Origin of the sequence: Pseudomonas cichorii, assembly GCF_015471405.1 — a bacterium.
Classification (GTDB): Bacteria; Pseudomonadota; Gammaproteobacteria; order Pseudomonadales; family Pseudomonadaceae; genus Aquipseudomonas; species Aquipseudomonas serbiensis.
In genome coordinates this window covers 282,327-302,825 of sequence record NZ_BLVZ01000005.1, presented here as the reverse complement: position 1 = coordinate 302,825, position 20,499 = coordinate 282,327, and the positions used below count along the sequence as shown (strand labels likewise).

General features: G+C 58.5%; 18 protein-coding genes and 1 pseudogene. 5 read left to right on the top strand and 14 right to left on the bottom strand.

Translation table 11 applies throughout. The annotated features are described in order from the left end of the window. Positions 1-52: 52 nt before the first annotated feature. From dbpA to JL015_RS09415, 10 genes are all read right to left on the bottom strand, one after another. Positions 53-1,432 (bottom strand): ATP-dependent RNA helicase DbpA, encoded by a 1,380-nt coding sequence (gene dbpA / locus JL015_RS09460; protein ID WP_201018278.1) that lies wholly within the window; start codon positions 1,430-1,432, stop codon positions 53-55. A gap of 150 nt (positions 1,433-1,582) precedes the next feature. Continuing rightward, positions 1,583-2,977 (bottom strand): multidrug transporter subunit MdtD, encoded by a 1,395-nt coding sequence (mdtD, locus tag JL015_RS09455; RefSeq protein WP_201018277.1) that lies wholly within the window; start codon positions 2,975-2,977, stop codon positions 1,583-1,585. Positions 2,978-3,073: 96 nt separating this feature from the next. After that, entirely contained in the window at positions 3,074-4,399 is a 1,326-nt protein-coding gene (locus JL015_RS09450; protein WP_201018276.1) for a TldD/PmbA family protein, read from the bottom strand. Continuing rightward, on the bottom strand, positions 4,399-5,841 hold the full coding sequence (locus tag JL015_RS09445; RefSeq protein WP_201018275.1) for a TldD/PmbA family protein: 1,443 nt from the start codon (positions 5,839-5,841) through the stop codon (positions 4,399-4,401). The genes JL015_RS09450 and JL015_RS09445 overlap by 1 nt, the downstream gene beginning before the upstream one ends. A 114-nt stretch (positions 5,842-5,955) precedes the next feature. Further along, positions 5,956-7,662: a choline dehydrogenase gene (gene betA, locus JL015_RS09440; RefSeq protein WP_201018274.1), complete on the bottom strand. Its 1,707-nt coding sequence runs from the start codon at positions 7,660-7,662 to the stop codon at positions 5,956-5,958. Positions 7,663-7,795: 133 nt separating this feature from the next. Then, positions 7,796-9,268, bottom strand: coding sequence for a betaine-aldehyde dehydrogenase (gene betB / locus JL015_RS09435; protein ID WP_201018273.1), 1,473 nt, complete (start codon positions 9,266-9,268; stop codon positions 7,796-7,798). 106 nt (positions 9,269-9,374) lie between these two features. After that, entirely contained in the window at positions 9,375-9,968 is a 594-nt protein-coding gene (gene betI / locus JL015_RS09430) for a transcriptional regulator BetI (RefSeq protein WP_201001619.1), read from the bottom strand. 178 nt (positions 9,969-10,146) lie between these two features. Continuing rightward, complete coding sequence (choV, locus tag JL015_RS09425; protein WP_201018272.1) at positions 10,147-11,325, bottom strand: choline ABC transporter ATP-binding protein; 1,179 nt, start codon at positions 11,323-11,325, stop codon at positions 10,147-10,149. Next, positions 11,322-12,170, bottom strand: coding sequence for a choline ABC transporter permease subunit (gene choW, locus JL015_RS09420; RefSeq protein ID WP_201018370.1), 849 nt, complete (start codon positions 12,168-12,170; stop codon positions 11,322-11,324). The genes choV and choW overlap by 4 nt, the downstream gene beginning before the upstream one ends. 62 nt (positions 12,171-12,232) lie before the next feature. Beyond that, positions 12,233-13,180: a choline ABC transporter substrate-binding protein gene (locus JL015_RS09415; protein ID WP_201018271.1), complete on the bottom strand. Its 948-nt coding sequence runs from the start codon at positions 13,178-13,180 to the stop codon at positions 12,233-12,235. A 707-nt stretch (positions 13,181-13,887) separates the two neighbouring features. On the opposite strand from JL015_RS09415, the gene JL015_RS09410 reads away from it, so the two are divergent. After that, positions 13,888-14,991: a GlxA family transcriptional regulator gene (locus tag JL015_RS09410; RefSeq protein WP_201001626.1), complete on the top strand. Its 1,104-nt coding sequence runs from the start codon at positions 13,888-13,890 to the stop codon at positions 14,989-14,991. 67 nt (positions 14,992-15,058) lie between these two features. On the opposite strand, the gene JL015_RS09405 is transcribed toward JL015_RS09410, so the two are convergent. From JL015_RS09405 to JL015_RS28230, 3 genes and pseudogenes are all read right to left on the bottom strand, one after another. After that, positions 15,059-15,517 (bottom strand): REP-associated tyrosine transposase, encoded by a 459-nt coding sequence (locus tag JL015_RS09405; protein ID WP_201018270.1) that lies wholly within the window; start codon positions 15,515-15,517, stop codon positions 15,059-15,061. 337 nt (positions 15,518-15,854) lie between these two features. Beyond that, the gene (locus tag JL015_RS28235) at positions 15,855-16,718 is read right to left on the bottom strand and encodes a methyl-accepting chemotaxis protein (protein WP_405046139.1); all 864 of its coding nucleotides are present in this window, start codon (positions 16,716-16,718) and stop codon (positions 15,855-15,857) included. Further along, positions 16,710-17,465, bottom strand: a pseudogene (locus tag JL015_RS28230) (MCP four helix bundle domain-containing protein); the annotation flags it as partial. The pseudogene JL015_RS28230 and the gene JL015_RS28235, both read right to left, overlap by 9 nt. Positions 17,466-17,537: 72 nt before the next feature. Between JL015_RS28230 and JL015_RS09395 the strand changes: the two are divergent. From JL015_RS09395 to JL015_RS09385, 3 genes are all read left to right on the top strand, one after another. Continuing rightward, positions 17,538-17,732: a hypothetical protein gene (locus JL015_RS09395; protein ID WP_201018268.1), complete on the top strand. Its 195-nt coding sequence runs from the start codon at positions 17,538-17,540 to the stop codon at positions 17,730-17,732. Between the two features lie 138 nt (positions 17,733-17,870). After that, on the top strand, positions 17,871-18,104 hold the full coding sequence (locus JL015_RS09390; protein ID WP_201001860.1) for a hypothetical protein: 234 nt from the start codon (positions 17,871-17,873) through the stop codon (positions 18,102-18,104). Continuing rightward, complete coding sequence (locus JL015_RS09385; RefSeq protein ID WP_201001633.1) at positions 18,101-18,403, top strand: cell division protein ZapA; 303 nt, start codon at positions 18,101-18,103, stop codon at positions 18,401-18,403. Before JL015_RS09390 ends, JL015_RS09385 begins: the two co-directional genes overlap by 4 nt. A 73-nt stretch (positions 18,404-18,476) precedes the next feature. Here JL015_RS09385 and JL015_RS09380 read toward each other — a convergent pair whose 3' ends face one another. Further along, complete coding sequence (locus JL015_RS09380; RefSeq protein WP_201018267.1) at positions 18,477-19,517, bottom strand: threonine aldolase family protein; 1,041 nt, start codon at positions 19,515-19,517, stop codon at positions 18,477-18,479. 103 nt (positions 19,518-19,620) lie between these two features. Between JL015_RS09380 and JL015_RS09375 the strand changes: the two genes are divergently transcribed. Then, entirely contained in the window at positions 19,621-20,364 is a 744-nt protein-coding gene (locus tag JL015_RS09375; protein WP_201018266.1) for a TraX family protein, read from the top strand. Positions 20,365-20,499 lie beyond the last annotated feature (135 nt).

The following is a 20,499-nucleotide window of genomic DNA, read 5'->3' as shown; positions in this document are numbered from 1 at the left end:
GGAGCCGGGAATAATGTTCAACCTGTGGGAGGGGGCTTGCCCGCGACGCTTTTTACAAGATACGAACCCGCAACGACTTGCCCTTGATCTTGCCATTGTTCAAACGCTCCAGCGCCTGTTTGGCGATGCTGCGCTCGACGGCCACATAGGCCTGGAAGTCGAAGATGGCGATCTTGCCGACCTGCGCGCCCGGAACACCGGCCTCGCCCGTCAATGCACCCAGAATATCGCCCGGACGCAGCTTGTCCTTGCGACCCGAGCCGATGCACAGGGTTGTCATGGCAGGCAGCAACTTGCCGCCTTCCTTGACGCTCAGGTTGTCGTACTGCTGCCAGTTCAACGGAGCCTTCTGCAGCTCTTCGATGGCGCGGGCACGCTGGCTTTCCGAAGGGGCCACGAGGCTGACGGCAATACCTGTCTCGCCCGCACGCCCGGTACGACCGACACGGTGGATGTGGATTTCCGAGTCGCGGGCCAGCTCAACGTTGATGACCATGTCCAGTGCATCGATATCCAGACCGCGGGCTGCGACGTCGGTGGCGACCAGTACCGAAGTGCTGCGGTTGGCGAACATCGCCAGTACCTGATCACGATCACGCTGCTCCAGGTCGCCATGCAGGCCCACGGCGGACATGCCCTTGGCGGTCAGGTGGTCGACCACTTCCTGGACCTGCTGCTTGGTGAAGCAGAACGCGACACAGGAAGTCGGGCGGAAATGCCCAAGCACCTTGACCACCGCTTCCAGACGTTGCTCCGGGGAGATTTCGTAGAAAATCTGCTCGATCTGGCTGTCGGCATGCAGCGCTTCGACCTTGACGGTCTGTGGATCACGCATGAATTTGGACGCCAGTTGCTTGATACCGACCGGGTAGGTGGCCGAGAACAGCAGGGTCTGGCGACGTTGCGGAGTCTGTTCGATGATGTCGGCGATGGCGTCGTAGAAGCCCATGTCCAGCATGCGGTCGGCTTCATCGAGGATCAGCGTGTTCAGCCCGTCCAGTACCAGCGAGCCCTTGCGCAAATGCTGCTGGATACGGCCCGGCGTGCCGACGATGATGTGCGCGCCATGCTCCAGCGAACCGATCTGCGGCCCGAAAGGCACGCCGCCACACAGGGTCAGCACTTTGATGTTGTCTTCGGAGCGTGCCAGACGGCGAATTTCCTTGGCCACCTGATCGGCCAGCTCGCGTGTCGGGCACATCACCAGCGCCTGGCAACCGAAGAAGCGCGGATTGATCGGGTTCAGCAGCCCGATACCAAAGGCGGCGGTCTTGCCGCTGCCGGTCTTGGCCTGAGCGATCAGGTCCATGCCCTTGAGAATCACCGGCAGGCTTTGCGCCTGAATCGGCGTCATCTCGGCATAACCAAGCGACTCCAGGTTAGCCAGCATGGCAGCGGACAGGGGCAAAGTGTTGAAAGCGGTGTTAGTCACGACAGAGGACCTGCAAAACAAAAATGTCGCGCAGTGTATCAGGTCGTAAGGCCAGCTCAGATGGCAATGTCGATAAATGGCGCAGCAAACTGTAGGAGCGAATTCATTCGCGAAAACAGTCATTCGCGAATGAATTCGCTCCTACTCCCTTTATCTCAATTTCTTACCTTCCTGCGCAGGCAGTTGCAGAAATATCCCCGCCGCAAACATCGCCAGTACTCCCACGCTCAGGAAGGTCAGTTGAAAAGCCCCCAGCACACTGCTGACTTCGCCCGTGGCCACGTCATCGGTAAAGCCGCCCAGCAGGGCGGCAGCGGATGCCACGCCCAGGCTCAGTGACAATTGTGCGACGACCGACAGCAGGCTGTTGCCACTGGCGGTGCTGGCGTCGTCCAGGTCGATCAGGGTCACGGTGTTCATGGCGGTGAACTGCAAGGCGTTCACTGCGCCCAGCAGGGCCAGATGGACAAGCAGCACCCAGTACGGGGTTTGAGTGTCCACCAGCGCCAGGGTCGCCAGCAGTATTCCAAGCAGCAGCGTGTTGCCGGTCAGGATGGTGCGATACCCCAGCAGTTCGATCAGCCAGCGGGCCACGGTTTTGGCGAACATTCCGGCGGCGGCCAGCGGCAGCATGCTCATGCCGGCCTGCGCCGGTGAATAACCCAGCGGGATCTGCAGCAGCAAGGGCACCAGAAACGGCAGGGCGCCACTGCCCAGTCGCGCAAACAGATTGCCCAGGATGCCCACCGCAAAGGTCCGGGTGCGAAACAACGACGGTGCAAAGAGTGGAAACTCTACATGCCCGGCCCGCAGCCAGTAGGCCGCCAGACAGCCCAGGCCGGCGAACAGCAGCAAGACCACGCGCATGTGCGGCAGGTGCAGCTCGCCCAGGCCTTCCAGCGCAATGGTGATCAGCACCATCGAGGCTCCGAACAGAATGAATCCTGTGCCGTCGAAACGTGTGCGCCCGCCGCCTGGGATATCCGGGATGAAATGCTTGACCGCATAGCAGCCCAGCAAACCCACCGGAATATTGATCAGGAAGATCCAGTGCCAACTGAAATACTCGACCATCCAGCCGCCCATGGTCGGCCCGAGCAACGGACCCAACAGGCCGGGCACGGTAATGAAGCCCATGATCCGCACCAGTTCCGAGCGTGGGTAGGCGCGTAATACGATCAAGCGCCCGATAGGCAGCATCAACGCGCCGCCAAGCCCCTGAATGATCCGTGCTGCCACCAGCATGTTCAGCGAGTTGGACAGTGCGCACAGCAACGAGCCGAAGCTGAACAAGAGGATGGCGCTGAAAAAGATGCGTTTGATGCCGAAGCGATCGGCAATCCACCCCGAAGCAGGAATCAGCAGGGCGATGGTCAACATGTAGGCAATGACCACCGACTGCATGCGCAGCGGATCTTCTTCCAGCGAACGGGCCATGGACGGCAGCGCCGTGTTGAGGATTGTCCCGTCCAGGCTTTGCATGAAGAAGGCGATGGCGATGACCCAAGGCATCCAGCGCAGGGTTTTTTCGTCCAGGTGCGGCATGTCATTTCCTGTGATGTTTTCGCGAATAAGCGGAGCGCCGCCCGATTCGCTCCCACAGACAACCCCGTAGGAGCGAATTCATTCGCGAAGGGCGTATTACAACGTCAACGTCAGCTTGCTTATCAAAGCCCCGGGCAACTGAATGGAGGCTGTCTGGCGCTGGCTATAAGTACTGGCTGACAAAATCAGCTCCCGCTCGCGGGTCAGGTTTTCCAAAGCGTTGCCTAGGAGGCTGTAGGCGCTGTCATCAAAACGCATGGTGCTGACCGGTGCCACGATCTTGCCGCCCTCGACCCAGAAGGTCGCAAAGCGGGTCATGCCGGTCAGGCGTGCGGCAGACTGGTCGGAAAAATTCAGATACCAGAGGTTGCTGATATACAGGCCAGTGCCGAGCTGCTTGAGAATCTGTTCCTGCTCCAGAGTACCGCCCGCCATGCTCAGTGCGTTTGGCCACTCGCCGTTGTCCGCGCCGTTGGCTTGCAGGCCGTATTCGGCGGCGCTGCTGGAGTCGACCAGTTGTTCCCGTGCTTCGCCAGCGGCGATCAGGGACAGGTCTTTGCGTGGATAGCCTTCGCGGGAAAATGCCGGTGACAGTGAGCCGCTGACCTGTTCATCCAGGCTGAACAGCGGGCTGAAACGGGTGTCGCCGCTGTACAGCCGCTGCAACGGGCTGTGCTTGCTGGCCAGTGCCTGCGCGGAAAACCCGCCCCAGCACAGCATGCCGATGATTTCATCCAGTGCGGCAGGTGCCAGGTAAGCGCGGTACTGACCGGGCTCCAGAGTGCGCAGCGGACGCCCGAGAAACTCCAACTGCTCGCGGGCCTGATTGAAGCGTCTGGTAAAGGCCTCGCTATTCCAGTCATGCCCGGCATAGTTGGCTTTCACGGCCTGGCCGTTCTCGTGGAACAGGCTCCAGTCGAAATTGAAGCTGTTGGCCTGATGCCAACCCAGCGCCCCCCAGGAACTGGCGAAGCCGCGATACACCGGACCTGCTGCATAAAAGCCCACCAGGTCCAGACCCTGGGACAACCCGCTGATCAGCTCCACGACTTGCCCACTGTCCGGTAGCGGCGGCTCTTGCAGATTGTTGCTGTGCCAGGCCTCGGTATTGGGCAGTAGATACGGGTCCTTGGCGAGTGATACCAAGGTTTCGCGCAGTTGCAGCAAGGCCTGCTTCAGACGCTGGCTGTCGACCTCGGCATCGCCGGAGAGTGTCAGTTCCAGATCGGCATGCCGCCCGTCATCGATTAGTTTGAAGGTCACGCTGGCTTGCTGCACATGCCCGGCCTGACGGACCTGGCCATGATTGAAGCGAATGAAATCCGAAGCTTCGGCGTTATAAGCCAGTGTGAAATGTTCGTTCGGGCCGATATCTGCCTTGAGGACGGTGACCAATGCCTCGAATTGCTGTTGATGAGACATCAGGCATCACCTCCAAATACATCGACATTGGCGAAGACACAGGCTGGCGAGGCATGACCGACACGCACCACCTGATTGGGTTCGCCCTTCCCGCAATTGGGCGTGCCCAGCACCTTGAAGGTACTGGCATCGCCGACCGCGCTGAGGTTGCGCCAGAACTGCGCGGAAATAGCCCGATAGTTGGGGTTCTTGACCACGCCCCTGAGTTCGCCGTTTTCGATCAACTGGCCCCACTCGCAACCGAACTGGAATTTGTTGCGCGCATCGTCGATGGACCACGAGCGGTTGGTGGACATCAGGATGCCGTGCTCGATATTGCCGATCAGTTGCTCCAGCGACTGGTCGCCCGGTTCGATATTCAGGTTGGCCATACGGTCGATGGGTGGACGGTTCCAGTTACAGGCGCGGCTGTTGGCGACGCCCGGCAGGCCGGAGCGGTATTGCGACAGCGCACCACCCAATGGCCTCTGTAACAGGCCGTCGCGAATCAGGAACTGCTTGCTAGCCGCCGTGCCATCGTCGTCATGACCGTAACTGGCCAGTTGCTCGGGGATTTCGGGGTCGAAAGTCACGTTGAGCAGGCTGGAGCCGTATTGCAGCGTGCCGAAGTCCGATGCCTTGACGAAGCTGGTGCCGGCGTAATTGCGCTCGTCACCCAGAATCCGGTCCAGCTCCAGTGGATGGCCGATGGATTCGTGGATCTGCAAGATCATCTGGTCCGGCATCAGCAGCAGATCACGCGGGCCAGTTGGTGTGTTGGGGGCCAGGATCAATTGCAGCGCTTGATCGGCAACCTGTGCGGCAGCGCCGATCAGTCCGCAATTGCTGATGATTTCTGCACCGCCTTGCTGGCCGAAGTTATCGCGGCCCAGGCTGCGGGTCTGGCTGTCACGACCGTCGTAGGCGGTTACCGTCATGCCTGGAAAGACGAAGCGCTGTGCCTGACGAATCTCGGCGCCTGCGCTGTTGAGGTAAATCTGCTCAACGTTTTCCAGTCCCAGCCCTGCTTGCCAGTTCACCAGACGCTCGTCTTTGGGTACGGCCTTCGACTCGGCCATCAGCACATCGATGCAATCGCTCAGGCTCGGGAAGGCATTGCTCAGGTTGGGCGACAGGTAATCGGCGCGGGCTGTCGAGACAGTCTGATCAGTCAGGTCCAGCAGCGAATGCGGCGCCAGGCGGCGAGCCAGCTCTTCGGCCTGGTGCAGCGCGGCCTGCAAGCCACGCTGGGAAATGTCGTTGGTGGCGGCGTAGGTTTCGACACCATTGAGGCGCACGGTCAGCATCGCCCCTTCATCGCTACCCAGCGATGGCGGCTCGGCCACGTTCTTGCGTACGCTCAGGTGCTGGCTGGTTCTGCGGACATAACGTACGGAAAAGAATTGCGCATCGCTCTGCAGTGCGGCGAACCGCTGCTTGAGCTGAGCGGAGAAATCGAACATGCAGAGAGGCTCCTTGTTGGGCGGGCAAGGTGTTCGCGAATGAATTCGCTCCTACTGTAGGAGCGAATTCATTCGCGAAGGGAACAGGCGTGCCCGCAGATCATAGAGTCTGAATCACGCCTGTGCTACTGAACCTCGCAGCGGTGTGCCGCGTGCCGGGCGATCACCTGCCACGAAGTAGTCGGCGGTGCTGCGCGGCAACGGCTGACGGCCACGGATCCTGTCGGCGATCTTCTCGGCGATCATGATGGTCGGTGCGTTGAGGTTGCCTGTGGTGATGATCGGCATGATCGAAGCATCCACCACGCGCAGGCTTTCCAGGCCATGGACACGACCCTGGCCATCGACCACCGCCATGTCATCGGTGCCCATCTTGCAAGTACACGAAGGGTGATACGCCGTTTCGGCGTGTTCACGGACGAACTTATCCAGCTCTTCGTCGGACTGCACTTCGATGCCAGGGCTGATCTCGCGGCCACGGTACGGGTCCAGTGCCGGTTGCTGCATGATCTCCCGAGTCAGGCGGATGCCGTCGCGGAACTCCTGCCAGTCCTGCTCGCTAGACATGTAGTTGAACAGGATGCTCGGGTACTCGCGAGGGTCTTTGGACTTGACCTGCACCCGACCACGGCTCGGCGAGCGCATGGAACCGACGTGGGCCTGAAAGCCATGCTCTTTCACACCTTTGGTGCCGTTGTAGTTAATGGCAACCGGCAGGAAGTGGTACTGGATGTTCGGCCACTCGAACTCTTCACTGGAGCGGATGAACCCGCCCGCCTCGAACTGGTTGCTGGCACCGATGCCTGTGCCGAGGAACATCCATTGCGCGCCAATGGCCGGCTGATTCCACCACAGCAGGGAAGGGTAGAGCGAAACAGGCTGGGTGCAGCTGTATTGCAGGTACATCTCCAGGTGATCCTGAAGGTTCTGGCCGACACCCGGCAGATCGTGAACCACGGGAATATCGAGCTTGTTCAGCAGTTCGGCCGGGCCGACACCGGAACGTTGCAGAATCTGCGGTGAAGCAATGGCGCCGCCGCACAGCAGGACTTCCTTGCGGGCACGGGCTTCGATGCGGGTATCGCTGTCACCGACCAGATAGGCCACGCCCACGGCACGTTTGCCTTCAAACAGAATACGATCCGTCAGGGCATGAGTGACGATGGTCAGGGTCGGGCGCTTTTTGGCCTCATCCAGATAACCGCGAGCGGTGCTGGCGCGACGGCCATTGGGCGTCACGGTTCTGTCCATCGGGCCGAAGCCTTCCTGCTGATAACCGTTGAGGTCGTCCGTGCGCGGATAACCTGCCTGCACACCGGCTTCGACCATGGCCTTGAACAGCGGGTTATTGCCCGCCTTCGGCGTCGTCACGCTGACCGGGCCATCACCGCCGTGATAATCGTTGGGTCCGATGTCGCGGGTTTCGGCCTTGCGGAAATACGGCAGGCAGTCGAGGTAGCTCCAGTCTTCCAGGCCCGGTTCCTTGGCCCAGCCGTCATAGTCCATGGCGTTGCCGCGGATGTAGCACATGCCATTGATGAGCGACGAGCCACCCAGACCCTTGCCGCGCCCGCATTCCATGCGGCGGTTATTCATGTGAGGTTCCGGCTCGGTCTCATAGGCCCAGTTGTAGCGACGGCCTTGCAGTGGAAACGCCAGCGCCGCAGGCATCTGGGTACGGAAATCCAGACGATAATCCGGGCCGCCGGCTTCCAGCAGCAGAACGGTGACGCCCGCATCTTCGGTGAGACGGGCTGCCAGGGTGTTACCGGCCGAACCGGCGCCGATGATGATGTAGTCGAATTCGGATTGCGTGGTCATAGAAAGTCCTTCGTAGAGCTGCAAGCTTCAAGTTTCAAGCCGCAAGCAAAGGCATTCAGGTGCTGCCTGTAAGAATGAGGGCGGCAAGCTGCTTCACTTGAAGCTTGTAACTTGCCGCTTACTGCTGGCTGTCTTAAAACACCGATGCGTAATCGCCCAGCTCCACCTGTACGGATTTGATGCGTGTGTATTGCGCCAGCGAACTGATGCCGTTCTCGCGGCCGACGCCGGATTGCTTGTAGCCGCCGACCGGCATTTCCGCTGCCGACTCGCCCCAGGCGTTGATCCAGCAGATGCCGGCTTCAAGCTGGTGAATCACGCGATGCGCGCGGTTCAGGTCGCGGGTGACGATACCGGCGGCCAGGCCGAAGTCGGTGTCGTTGGCGCGGCGGATCACTTCTTCCTCATTGTCGTAACCGAGGATGCTCATCACCGGGCCAAAGATCTCTTCGCGCACGATCGTCATTTCATCGGTGCAGTCGGTGAACACGGTCGGGGCCACGAAGGCACCTTTGGCGAGGTCGCCTTCGGTCAGGCGTTCGCCACCGCACAGCAGGCGCGCACCTTCTTCCTTGCCCTTGTTGATGTAGCCCAGCACGCTTTCCATATGCTCGAAGCTGACCAGCGGGCCGAAGTTGGTGTTTTCGTCTTCCGGGTTGCCGATGCGGATGCGTTTTACGCGCTCCAGGATTTTGGCTTCCAGTTGCGCCTTCAAGGCGTTGGGGACGAAAACCCGTGTGCCGTTGGTGCAGACCTGACCGGAGCTGTAGAAGTTGGCCATCATTGCAATGTCGGCGGCACGATCAAGGTCCGCGTCGTCGAAGATGATCAGCGGCGACTTGCCGCCCAGCTCCATGGTCACTTCCTTGAGCGAAGAGCTCGACGCGCTGGCCATGACTTTCTTGCCGGTATCGGTGCCGCCGGTGAAGGAAACCTTTTCGATGCGCGGGTGTTCGGTGATCCAGGTACCGACTTCACGGCCGCTGCCGGTCAGCACGTTGAACACGCCGTCAGGAACGCCGGCTTCGGTGTAGATTTCCGCCAGCTTCAAGGTGGTCAGGGAAGTGACTTCGCTGGGCTTGAAGATCATTGCGTTGCCTGCCGCCAGTGCCGGAGCGGATTTCCACAGTGCGATCTGGATCGGGTAGTTCCAGGCGCCGATACCTGCGACCACGCCCAGTGGCTCGCGGCGGGTATAGACGAAGGAGGATGTGCGCAGCGGGATCTGTTCGCCCTCGATGGCGGGGACCAGGCCTGCGTAGTATTCCAGCACGTCGGCACCGGTCACGATGTCGACATAACGGGTTTCTGAACAGGATTTTCCGGTATCCAGGGTTTCCAGCGCTGCCAGTTCATCGTTGCGCTCACGCAGGATGTCTACGGCGCGGCGCAGGATGCGCGAACGCTGCATGGCGGTCATGGCCGCCCAGACCTTCTGGCCTTTCTCGGCACTGACGACGGCGCGTTCGACATCTTCCTTGCTTGCTCGCTGCACTTGCGCAAGCACTTCGCCGTTTGCCGGGTTGATGGCATCGAACGTGGCGGGGTTGCTGGCGTCTACGTAACCGCCATCGATATAAAGTTTTTGCAATTCGAAACGGGCCATAAAGTCCTCGCAAATTCAGGTGGTAGGCGATGACTGATTTCAGCGTGCCGGTAAGTTTGGGCAACATTGCGCTGCAGTCGTTCGGTGAACAAGGCTCTGAAGCGCTTCAGCCCACCGCTTTCGCCAGTTGAAAATCCATGTATTCGTAAGCGATCTGCTGCGCCTGCTCTGTGTCGAAGGCATCGCCTGACAGAGCGCCGCGCAGCCACAAACCGTCGATAAGCGCCGCAAGCCCACGGGCTGCGCTGCGTGCCTGCTCCAGCGGCAAAGCGCGGCGGAACTGGCAGCACAGGTTCGAGTACAGGCGGTGATCGTTGATCCGCTGCAACCTGTGCAGTGACGGGTGGTGCATGCTGGTGGCCCAGAAGGCCAGCCAGGTTTTCATCGCCGGGCCGTTGACCTGGCTGGCATCGAAGTTGCCCTCGATGATGACTTGCAGATGCGCCCTCGGGCTGTCATCGGTCAGCGCCTGACGGCGTTCGCTCACGCTCTGGATCAAGGCATTCATCAGGTGGCGCATGGTCGCCGCGATCAGGCCGTTCTTGTCCTGAAAGTAATGGCTGATGATGCCGTTGGAGACTCCAGCCAGACGCGCGATCAAGGCAATACTGGCGTCGCTCATGCCGACTTGATCGACCGCGCTGAGCGTGGCCTGGATCAGTTGTTGGCGGCGGATGGGTTGCATACCAACCTTGGGCATTGGCTTGAGTCTCCTTGGCTGCTGACCCTTTTTAGCCTAGTTGTTTTTAATTGAACGATCAATCAATAAAAACCTGTGGACGTGACAAAAGGGCCGTCGGAGCGCCGATTTTGTGGGAGGGAGCTTGCTCGCGACGAGGTCGTGTGAAGCGACCAGGCCCTCTCCCACAAAGAAATATTTAACCCAGATTCTTGCCCAGCAGCGCGTGATACAACTCGCTATCCCCCAGAATACCGACCACCTTGTTGCCATCCTGCAGCACCAGTTTGTTACCGGTCTGGTAGCGGATCTGCAAGGCGTCGCGCATGCCGATATTGGAATGCACCAGTGTCGGACGGCGATCCAGGCTGGAGACGTCCTGACCCGGTGTCCAGTTCTGCAGATCGAGCTGCGCAGTACCCTGGCGAGCGCTTTTGATGACGTTGCCTTCGGCCAGGTCCAGCCAGGAATCCACGCCGGGGTCCAGGCATACCGAACCGTTGATCCGGGTGCAATTGTCGACGGTGCGCATCAGGCTGCGGCCGCACAGCACATTGAGCGGATTGGTGTGGGCAACGAAGGTGCGCACGTAATCATCGGCCGGGTTGAGGACGATCTCTTCGGGCACGCTGTATTGAATGATCCGGCCGTCTTTCATGATGGCAATGCGGCTGCCCAGCTTGAGCGCTTCATCCAGGTCATGGCTGACGAAAACGATGGTCTTGCTCAGCTTGCTTTGCAGGGCCAGCAGTTCGTCTTGCAGACCCTGGCGAATCAGCGGGTCGAGAGCCGAGAAGGGTTCGTCCATCAGCAGGATGTCTGCATCCATCGCCAGCGCCCGGGCCAGGCCGACACGCTGCTGCATGCCGCCGGACAGTTCATCGGGTTTCTTGTTGCGCCATTGGGTCAGGCCGACCAGTTCAAGCTTTTCATCCACCAGCTTGCGTCGTTCCTTTTCCGGCCGCCCCTGCATTTCCAGGCCAAAGCTGATGTTCTCGCGAACCGTCAGCCAGGGCATCAGGGCGAACTTCTGAAACACCATCGCGATACGCTGGGTGCGCATCATTTTCAGTTCTGCCGCCGTGCAATTGGCGATGTTGATCTGCGAGCCTTCATGCTCGACATACAACGAGCCACGGCTGACGGTATTGAGGCCGTTGATGCAACGCAGCAGGCTGGACTTGCCCGAGCCGGAGAGGCCCATCAATACACAGATTTCGCCTTTTTCGATTTCCAGAGTGGCCTTTTCCACGCCTACGATCTGGCCGATCTTTTTCAGGATCTGGTCGCGCGTGAGGCCTTGGTCCAGCAGCTTGAGGGCCTCACGCGGGTCCTTGGCGAAGATGACGTCTACCTGATCGAATTTGATGATACTCATGCGTCGGACCCTACCTTGGCTTCGGGTTGTTTGCAGATACGGTCGAGCATGATGGCCAGCAATACGATCGCCAGACCGGCTTCGAAGCCCAGGGCGATATCAGCGGTGTTCAGTGCGTTGACCACGGGTTTGCCCAGACCATCGGCGCCCACCAGTGCCGCGATCACCACCATCGACAGCGACAGCATGATGCACTGGGTAATGCCGGCTGCGATGCTGGGCATGGCGTAAGGCAGTTCAATGCGGGTCAGCAACTGGCGGCGTGACGAGCCAAAGGCTTTACCGGCATCGAGCAATTCATGAGGCACATCGCGAATGCCCAGATACGTCAGGCGGATCGGCGCGGCGATGGCGAAAACCACTGTCGAAATCAGACCGGGCACGACGCCCAGGCCGAAAAGCGTCAGTGTTGGAATCAGGTACACGAAAGTCGGCACGGTCTGCATCAGGTCCAGCAGCGGACGGATGACGGTGTAGAACATGGGTTTGTGGGCGGCGATGATGCCCAGCGGCACACCGATCACCACACAGACCAGCGTGGCGAAAAGCACCTGGGCCAGGGTCTCCATGGTTTCCTGCCAGTAATGCAGGTTCAGGATCAGCAGGAAGGCCAGGATGACGAAGACTGTCAGGCCCCATTTACGCTGGATGTAATGCGCCAGAGCCGCAATCAGGCCAATCAATACCAACGGGTTGAACCAGGTCAGGCCGAAGGTCAGGCCGTGGATCATCATTTCCAGGGTCGAGGCTATGGCGTCGAAGTAGTTGGCGCCGTGTTGCGTCAACCATTCGACAAAGGCCGCGATGCACTGGCCCAGAGGGATTTTTTGGTCAGTCAGCATGATATCGATTGTCCGCTTGCGGGAAGAAATGGGACAACAGGCGGGCAGGCCCGCCTGCCATCGTCTTACTGGGTCAGTTTGGCTTTGGCAGCCTCCAGGCCTGGCTTGCCATCTACGGTGGTAACGCCAGCGAGCCAGGTATCCAGTACTTGAGGGTTTTTCTTGATCCACGCCTTGGCGGCGGCATCGGGTTTCATCTTGTCGTCCAGAACGTTACCCATCAGCGTGCTTTCCATCGTCAGGGTGAACGATAGGTTCTTGAGCAACTGGCCGACGTTGCTGCACTCCTGAACATAGCCTTTGCGTGTATTGGTGAAGATAGTGGCCTGGCCGAAGTTAGGCCCGAAATACTCGTCGCCACCGGTCAGGTACTGCATCTTGAAACGGGTGTTCATCGGATGCGGTTCCCAGCCCAGAAATACCACGTCCGTACCACGCCGTGCTGCACGATCGACCTGCGACAACATCCCGGCTTCGCTGGATTCGACGACCTTGAAGCCTGCGGCCTTCAGACCGAAGGCGTCCTTGTCGATCATGCTCTGGATCAGGCGGTTGCCGTCGTTGCCCGGCTCGATCCCGTAGATCTTGCCGTCGAGTTCTTTCTTGAATCTGGCTATATCGGAGAAGTCTTTCAGGCCCTTGTCGTAAAGTGCCTGAGGGACGGCCAGGGTGTACTTGGCGTTTTCGAGGTTGGCGCGAACGGTTTCGACGGTACCCGCCTCGCGGTAGGCCTTGATGTCGTTTTCCATGGTCGGCATCCAGTTGCCCAGGAACACGTCCATGTTCTTGCCGTCAGCCAGAGACTTGTAGGTCACAGGCACGGAAATCATGGTGGTCTTGGTCTTGTAGCCCAGGGATTCGAGTACCACGCTGGTCACTGCGGTGGTGACCGTGATGTCAGTCCAGCCGACGTCCGAGAAGTTGACTGTATGGCACGCCTGCGGCTCAGCGGCCTGGGCCAGTAGCGGCATGCAGAGCGTGGCGGCCAACAGCAACGATTTAGAACCTTTCATGGGGTGGACTCCTGTGAGTTCTTTCTATTCATCTCATCAGCAGGCGAGCGCTGACGCGGCTTATGTGTTGGCGAGGCATTTTGCGAAGCTCTATCACTGCGCCCGGCGATCGAGTCGAAGCCGATCATGTAACAGTGAAAATCAAACGCCTACAGGGGGCGTCGTATCCAGTACAGGCGGGGTCGCATCCAGTGTGAGCAAGGTCGCTTACAGATTCTTTCTATCGTGCAAGCGCACTTTTACCAGGATGGAGCAGCTAAAAACGGCCAGATAGTGGAGGCGACAAGGTGCATTGAAGTTCAGTGGTGCGGCGTATTTTCGGTTACAGGCATCGGTCGGCCTGCTCGCTTTTTGAACATTGCTGATGAGCGTCGCCACCTTTTAGCGCGAAAAAAACCGGTTGTGGCGCAGTGCTATTGCCTCGTGCGATGAGTGACACTGGCGCGCAGTTCTTTTCTTCCCTGTTTCCCTGAAGTGCTACCGAATTGCTCACTCTTCCCTTGCAGGTCATGGGCTGGCACGTCGCAATTGGGCACGCCGGTCGCACCTGAATAGACGCTTCGCGACGTCGCTTTCAGTGGTTATTGAATGGCTATTCAATTTTAGGCATGGGATTTGCGATGGGATTGGCAGGCCATGCATGAAGCAAGGCTACTAAGAAGAGCCTCGCCTGAGGCCAACCAACGCCTAGAGTGAGGAGATACGTGATGACTTCGTTCAATGCAGGGGCGCAACCCCAGAACCGCGCACCACAGTCCATCGGCTTTCTGCTACTGGACAACTTCACCCTGATCTCCCTGGCGTCGGCGGTCGAACCCCTGCGCATGGCCAACCAGCTTTCCGGTCGTGAGCTTTATCGCTGGACCACGCTAAGTGTGGACGGCGGTCAGGTCTGGGCCAGCGATGGCTTGCAGATCACTCCAGATGCCGCCATGCACAAGGCGCCGGCACTGGACACCATCATTGTCTGTGGTGGTGTCGGCATTCAGCGTACCGTTACCCGTGAACACGTGAGCTGGCTGCAAAGCCAGGCCCGCCAGTCCCGTCGCCTGGGCGCAGTCTGCACCGGCAGTTGGGCATTGGCGTGTGCCGGTCTGCTCGATGGTTTCGATTGCAGCGTTCACTGGGAGTGTCTGGCTGCGATGCAGGAGGCTTTCCCGCGTGTCTCGATGAGCACTCGCCTGTTCACGCTGGACCGCAACCGCTTCACCAGTTCCGGTGGCACTGCGCCGCTGGACATGATGCTGCACCTGATCAGCCGCGATCATGGTCGTGAGCTGTCGGCTGCGATTTCCGAGATGTTCGTCTACGAGCGTATTCGTAACGAACAGGATCACCAGCGCGTACCACTCAAGCACATGCTGGGCACCAACCAGCCCAAGCTGCAGGAAATCGTCGCGTTGATGGAGGCCAATCTTGAAGAGCCGATCGACCTTGATGAACTGGCGGTTTACGTGGCGGTTTCGCGCAGGCAACTGGAGCGTCTCTTCCAGAAGTACCTGCACTGCTCGCCGTCGCGCTATTACCTCAAGCTGCGCCTGATCCGCGCCCGGCAACTGCTCAAGCAGACGCCCATGTCGATCATTGAAGTGGCATCGGTCTGTGGCTTCGTATCGACGCCACATTTCTCCAAGTGCTACCGCGAATACTTCGGCATCCCGCCACGTGACGAACGTGTGGGTTCAAACACCACCCAGCAAGTCGCCATGATGCCAATACCGCAAGCCCTGGTACTGGCCCCGCTGTCTGGCCCCATGTCGGCATTGAGTCAGGCGCGTAACGAATCGACATTTGCGAGCGTGAGGTTGTAAGGCCTTTCGCGAATTAATTCGCTCCTACTTCATCCGCGCGCGTAGGAGCGAATTCATTCGCGAAGGCTTAAACCCAAATGGCATCCCATAGCGAGTAGTCTCCAAGTCGTGTTACCAAACCTGTACGAAGGGGGTTGGCAACAACATAACGTGCCACGTTTTGCAGATTTTCTTCACGTCGGATCGCCCTGTCATGGAAGCCTTTCTGCCATAACTGTCCCTCTTTTTGAGTTGCTCTGTTGATGGACAGAGAGCTGCATGCCTTGACCTGCTTCATAAGTTGATCAAGGGAGCAATTGCCTAACTCCAACAACCAATGAAAGTGATCAGGCATTATGACCCAGGCCAATGACTTGGCTTGGCCACAAATCTGAGCACGCCTGAACTCTTCGACCACAAGTCGCCCCAGGCGAAAATCATTGAATATTGGAGTGCGCTCTTGCACTACCGATGTGACTAGATAAATTTGCCCGGTTTGAGAGTATCGACCGAGTCTAAGACGGCAGGCCTGCGCATGTTTTGACATCTTTTGCCATCCTTGGCTAATGATTCAGAGATACCGAATCTAGCTGGATGACAGAGCAGTGCTTATCTAATATCTGGCAGGATATTTCGGGCGGTATTTTCGCGAATGAATTCGCTCCTACGGGTTGTGCACCTTGGCGCCGTGCTGTCGCGCAGCAAACAGAGGGCGATGTAGGAGCGGACTTGTCCGCGATCGGCTGCGTAGCAGTCGTAGATTTGCGAGCGCTTCGCACTCGATCGTCGGAATGCCGCCCAAGACAAGTCCGCTCCTACAGAAAAACCCTTTAATTCATCATGTTGCGTTTATGTTTGATGAGAGCGAATTCATTCGCGAGGCATTACAAGCTAAACCGCGAAACCATGCTGTTCAGGTCGACTGCCAGGCGCGACAGTTCGTTGCTGGCTGCTGTGGTCTGGTTGGCACCTGTCGTCGACTGGGCTGACAGGTCGCGGATGTTCACCAGGTTGCGGTCGACTTCACGGGCAACTTGAGCCTGCTCTTCGGCGGCGCTGGCGATGACCAGGTTGCGTTCGTTGATTTCCTCTACCGCCGTATGGATGGTCTCCAGTGCCAGTCCGGCGCCTTTGGCGATGCTCAGGGTGGACTCCGCGCGTTCGGTGCTGTTGCGCATCGAGTTCACGGCCTGTTCGGTGCCGCCCTGGATGCTGCCGATCATGCGTTCGATTTCGCTGGTCGATTGCTGGGTGCGGTGCGCCAGGGCGCGGACTTCATCGGCCACTACCGCAAAACCACGTCCGGCTTCACCTGCGCGGGCAGCTTCGATGGCGGCGTTGAGGGCCAGCAGGTTGGTCTGGTCGGCCAGACCGCGAATCACATCCAGCACCTTGCCGATATCGCGGGACTCATTAGCCAGGTTGCTGATGAGTTCGGCCGTGCTTTGCACGTCGCCGCTCATGCGTTCGATGGCATTGACGGTTTCCACGACCAGATCACGGCCATCACCCGCCGACGAGGTGGCATTCTTCGAGGCTTCGGACGTGCTGGTTGCGTTGCGGGCAACTTCTTCGACGGCGCTGGTCATTTCGTTGACTGCAGTAGCTGCCTGTTCGATTTCGTTGTTCTGTTGTGCCAGGCCGCGAGCACTTTCGTCGGTCACCGCATTCAGTTCTTCTGCCGCTGAGGCCAGTTGAGTCGCAGAACCGGAAATACGTTGCAGGGTGTCGCGCAGCTTGCCTTGCATGGTTTCCATGGCCAGCAGCAAACGACCGGCTTCGTCGGTGCCATCAACCTTGATCGGACGTGTCAGATTACCTTCGGCAATGGTTTCGGCCGCATGCAATGCTGCTGAAATCGGGCTGGTAATGCTTTTGGTCAGCAGCCAGGCGAACAGAATGGTCAGCAGCGTGGCGACGACCAGCATGCCGATAACCAGATTGAAGGCCGAAGTATATTCCTGAGCGGCTTCACGCTTGGTGTCATTCAACTGTTCCGTGTTGATGTCCACCAGCTTGCCGAGTACCACGTTCATCTGGTCGGAGTTACTGAGCATTTCGTTATTGAGCAGGTCTTGCAGCTCATCGATCCTGTTGGCACGGGTCAGGATTTTCATACGCTCTTCGAGCTGACGGTATTGACCGAGCAACTGCACATACTGGTTATAGAGTGCTTGCTCCTTGGGATCGCCAATCAGCTTTTCATAGATGACCTGGGCTTCGCTGATCTGCTTGTTGCGCATGGCCAGCAGGTCGATGGTTTTCTGTTGAATATCAGGTTCGCGGTTGACCAGCAGGCGATAGGAAAGAACCCGCAGGCGGATACTCACCTCTGCAAACCGGTCCAGGCTCTTGATGCTGGGCACACTGTTCTCGGCCAGGGTTTCTGTCGCCACGCGGATCTTGCTCATCTGCGAAAGCGCGAAAATGCCGAGAATCAACATGAGGGTGCCGATCACGGCAAACCCGAGGAACGCGCGCGGCGCGATGTTCATATTACGTAGTGACATGGAAGTTCCCATAAGTAAGGCGCGTTCCATGCGTCGTATAAAAGCAAAGGCAAATACGTGATGTTTGCCTATCGGTTCTACGACGAAAGTCTTGAGGCGAGGGCACGTGTTTTGACGGGAATCAATTTATGGCGCTTTTCCGGAAAAATTGAAAAAACCCTGCAAGTCTTTGAAATCAATGGGTGGAGCGTTTTCCGGGTGTTGTTGTCGGGTATTTTGCTGTGCGCTTTTGTCGCAGCGACGGCGTTCTGACGAACAGCAGGAACCCGATGCCTTAAACGTAGTCACATTGCGCCTGAACCGTTGCTTTATAGAGTTGTTCAGGCCCTAGCATGCGCAGTGACTTTTCTTTATCGTGTGCGCCCGTTGAAATTTGCTCGAGAAATCAGAATGTTGGAAGCCTCCCTTAGCCAATTGGAACAACTTGTCGGTGACCTGGTGCAACAGAACCAGCAACTGCAAGACACAAATGCGCAATTGAGCGCCGAACTTGCCAAAGCCAAGGATGAGAACGACAGCCTGCAGTTGAGCTTGATGGAGCAAGAAGAGAAGCAAGGCAGCACCGCGGCGCGTATTCAAGCGCTGGTTGAGCGTGCTACCAGCGCCAGTGCTGTCAGCGCATGAACCACGACAGAAACGGGGTAACCGTCCTTTCTATTCTGGGTAACGAATATTCGGTCAAGGCTCCGGCAGGCGAGGATCAGACGCTTCTGCAAGCGGCAGCGATGCTCAAGACTTCCCTGGCCGACACCAAGCGCAAATACCCGACCCTGATCGGCGACCGCCTGCTGGTGCTGGCAGCGTTGAATCTGTGTTCGCAGCAGATCGAGCTTGAGCAGCAACACAAGGTCGAACTGGCACGCTATCAGGAACAGGTCAGCGCCACGGTTGATGTGATTTCCAAGACGATTTCACAGGGTTGAGTGTTAAAGGTTGTGGGAGCGGATTTATCCGCGAAGCTTTCGCTCCCACACATTCTGCACAAGGCGATAACTCTTAACCCTGCATCACCAATCGAATATCCGCCGCCAGTTCCCGTACCCGTGCCTCTTCGGTATCCCAGGAGCACATGAAGCGTGCGCCGCCTTTGCCGATGAAGGTGTAGAAACGCCAGCCCTTGGCGGTCAGTGCGGCAATGGCCGGTTCCGAGAGTTGCAGGAACACGCCGTTGGCCTGTACCGGGAACATCAGTTCCACGCCTGGAATATCCTTGACCAGCTCAGCCAGCAATTGCGCGCAATGGTTGGCGTGGCGGGCATGCTTGAGCCAGGCGTCGTTTTCCAGCAGGCCGACCCACGGTGCAGACAGGAAGCGCATTTTCGAGGCCAGTTGCCCGGCCTGTTTGCAGCGATAGTCGAAGTCTTCGGCCAGATCCCGATTGAAGAACAGAATGGCTTCGCCCACCGCCATACCGTTTTTGGTGCCGCCAAAGCACAGCACATCGACGCCCGATTTCCAGGTCAGTTCGGCGGGTGAGCAGTTCAGATAAGCACAGGCATTGGAGAAGCGGGCTCCGTCCATATGCAGGTGCAGGCCCAGTTCCTTGCAGGTGGCGCTGATCGCCCGGAGTTCTTCCGGCAGATAGACGCCGCCGACTTCGGTCGCCTGAGTCAGGGTCACGACGCGGGGTTTTGGGTAGTGAATGTCCTGGCGCTTGAGCGCCACTTCGCGGATCGATTCGGGAGTCAGCTTGCCGCCGGCGCTGGGGGCCGTGAGCAGTTTCGAGCCGTTGGAGAAGAACTCCGGTGCGCCGCATTCGTCTGTTTCGACGTGGGCAGTTTCCGAACAGATGACACTGTGATAACTCTGGCACAGCGACGACAGTGCCAACGAGTTGGCCGCTGTGCCGTTGAAGGCAAAGAACACTTCGCAATCGGTCTCGAACAGTCGACGGAAATCGTCGGAAGCGCGGGCAGTCCACTGGTCATCGCCATAGGCACGCTGATGCCCTTTGTTCGCCTGCTCCATGGCCGCCCAGGCTTCGGGGCAGATGCCGGAATAGTTATCGCTGGCGAACTGTTGGCTTTGGTCTGTCATGGCCGATTCCTTGTGGTCGTTTATGGTGCGCACTTTAGCGAACAATGTGGCGTCGGGTCATGCCATTGTTAATGGTTGAAATGCTTTTATTTTCGGGAGCGATATGGATCTTTCAAACCCGCCTTTTCTACCGGGACGCGACAAGGCGCTGGATCTGCTCAAATGGCTGGCGATGCTGAGCATGGTGCTCGATCACCTGCGCTATGTGGGCTGGGCGGTGAATGTTCTCTACGTGCCGGGGCGCCTGGCCTTTCCATGGTTTTGTTTGGCGATTGCCGTCAACCTGGCGCGCCGTAGCGCGGCACTGGTGACGCCACGTGTGCAATGGCGTTATCTGGGATGGGTGCTGGCGTTCTCGGTGCTGTCGGAAATTCCCTATCGACTGTTCATGGTCGACGCCACGACCCTGAATGTGATGCCGACCTTGTTGCTGGGGCTTCTGGTTGCGCAGGGCTGGCGACATCGCAATGTCACGACCCGACTCATGGCCATCACCGCCTTGCTGTTTTCCGCGATATTTCAGCAACACCTGATGTTTGGATTTGCTGGTGTGCTGCTGCCGCTGGTGTTGCTGCTGGTCTTGCAGAAACCGCTCTGGTACGCGGTTTTTCCAGCGGTGCTCTGTGTCGCAGGCAATGCCTGGCCCGATATGTTTGCCGGCGCGTCGTGGGGCGACCCGATTTCCATCGGCTCAATCATCGCCTGCCTGATCGCGCCAGTGATGGGGATTGCACTGCTGCGTATGAAACCGGTTTTTTCGGTCATGCCGATGCGGCGCTGGGCTTATGCGATCTATCCCGGACACTTTCTGGTTCTGCTGGGGCTTCGGGAGTTATTGGCTCTCTAACCAAACCCCGTAGGACCGAATTCATTCGGGAAGGGGCCAGTCCAGGCGCAACATCTGTATCTGACCCACTGACGCCTTCGCGAATGAATTCGCTCCTACTACACCCTCAACCCCGTAGGACCGAATTCATTCGGG

Bases quoted from the DNA above. Each gene is read 5' to 3' on its own strand.
- mdtD (WP_201018277.1), bottom strand. From the start codon at position 2,977: ATGCCGCACCTGGACGAAAAAACCCTGCGCTGGATGCCTTGGGTCATC.
- JL015_RS09450 (WP_201018276.1), bottom strand. From the start codon at position 4,399: ATGTCTCATCAACAGCAATTCGAGGCATTGGTCACCGTCCTCAAGGCA.
- JL015_RS09445 (WP_201018275.1), bottom strand. From the start codon at position 5,841: ATGTTCGATTTCTCCGCTCAGCTCAAGCAGCGGTTCGCCGCACTGCAG.
- betA (WP_201018274.1), bottom strand. From the start codon at position 7,662: ATGACCACGCAATCCGAATTCGACTACATCATCATCGGCGCCGGTTCG.
- betB (WP_201018273.1), bottom strand. From the start codon at position 9,268: ATGGCCCGTTTCGAATTGCAAAAACTTTATATCGATGGCGGTTACGTA.
- betI (WP_201001619.1), bottom strand. From the start codon at position 9,968: ATGCCCAAGGTTGGTATGCAACCCATCCGCCGCCAACAACTGATCCAG.
- choV (WP_201018272.1), bottom strand. From the start codon at position 11,325: ATGAGTATCATCAAATTCGATCAGGTAGACGTCATCTTCGCCAAGGAC.
- JL015_RS09415 (WP_201018271.1), bottom strand. From the start codon at position 13,180: ATGAAAGGTTCTAAATCGTTGCTGTTGGCCGCCACGCTCTGCATGCCG.
- JL015_RS09410 (WP_201001626.1), top strand. From the start codon at position 13,888: ATGACTTCGTTCAATGCAGGGGCGCAACCCCAGAACCGCGCACCACAG.
- JL015_RS09405 (WP_201018270.1), bottom strand. From the start codon at position 15,517: ATGTCAAAACATGCGCAGGCCTGCCGTCTTAGACTCGGTCGATACTCT.
- JL015_RS28235 (WP_405046139.1), bottom strand. From the start codon at position 16,718: ATGCAAGGCAAGCTGCGCGACACCCTGCAACGTATTTCCGGTTCTGCG.
- JL015_RS09390 (WP_201001860.1), top strand. From the start codon at position 17,871: ATGTTGGAAGCCTCCCTTAGCCAATTGGAACAACTTGTCGGTGACCTG.
- JL015_RS09385 (WP_201001633.1), top strand. From the start codon at position 18,101: ATGAACCACGACAGAAACGGGGTAACCGTCCTTTCTATTCTGGGTAAC.
- JL015_RS09380 (WP_201018267.1), bottom strand. From the start codon at position 19,517: ATGACAGACCAAAGCCAACAGTTCGCCAGCGATAACTATTCCGGCATC.
- JL015_RS09375 (WP_201018266.1), top strand. From the start codon at position 19,621: ATGGATCTTTCAAACCCGCCTTTTCTACCGGGACGCGACAAGGCGCTG.